The 461-nt window shown below is 68.5% G+C and carries 1 protein-coding gene; it reads left to right on the top strand.

Annotated features, from left to right (window positions below; all coding sequences use genetic code 11):
• On the top strand, positions 1 to 461 hold a 461-nt coding region (locus EN991_RS39430), incomplete at both ends, for an ATP-binding cassette domain-containing protein (RefSeq protein WP_127370693.1).

Here is a 461-nt window from a genome sequence, read left to right as displayed (position 1 = left end):
GGCCAGTTCCGCGAGCTCTACCGCATGAGCGAGGCCGAGCGCCGCTTCCTGATGCGCACCGACTGGGGATTTGTCCATCAGACCCCCGCCGACGGTCTGCGCATGACGGTGTCGGCGGGCGCCAATGTCGGTGAGCGGCTGATGGCGGTCGGCGACCGTCACTACGGCAGGATCCGCGCCACCGCCGTCGACTGGCTGTCGCGTGTCGAGATCGACGAGGACCGCATCGACGACGAGCCCCGGGCCTTTTCCGGCGGCATGCGCCAGCGCCTGCAGATTGCCCGCAACCTCGTCACCGGGCCGCGGCTGGTGTTCATGGATGAGCCAACAGGCGGCCTCGATGTCTCGGTGCAAGCCCGCCTGCTCGACCTGCTGCGTGGTCTGGTCACCGATCTCGGTCTGGCGGCCATCGTCGTCACCCACGACCTTGCCGTGGCGCGGCTCTTGTCGCAGCGCATGAT

It is taken from the genome of Mesorhizobium sp. M7A.F.Ca.US.005.03.2.1 (assembly GCF_003997795.1).
Taxonomy (GTDB): Bacteria; Pseudomonadota; Alphaproteobacteria; order Rhizobiales; family Rhizobiaceae; genus Mesorhizobium; species Mesorhizobium ciceri.
The sequence above is the reverse complement of the archived record's forward strand: the minus strand, read 5'-3'. Positions and strand labels throughout refer to the sequence as shown.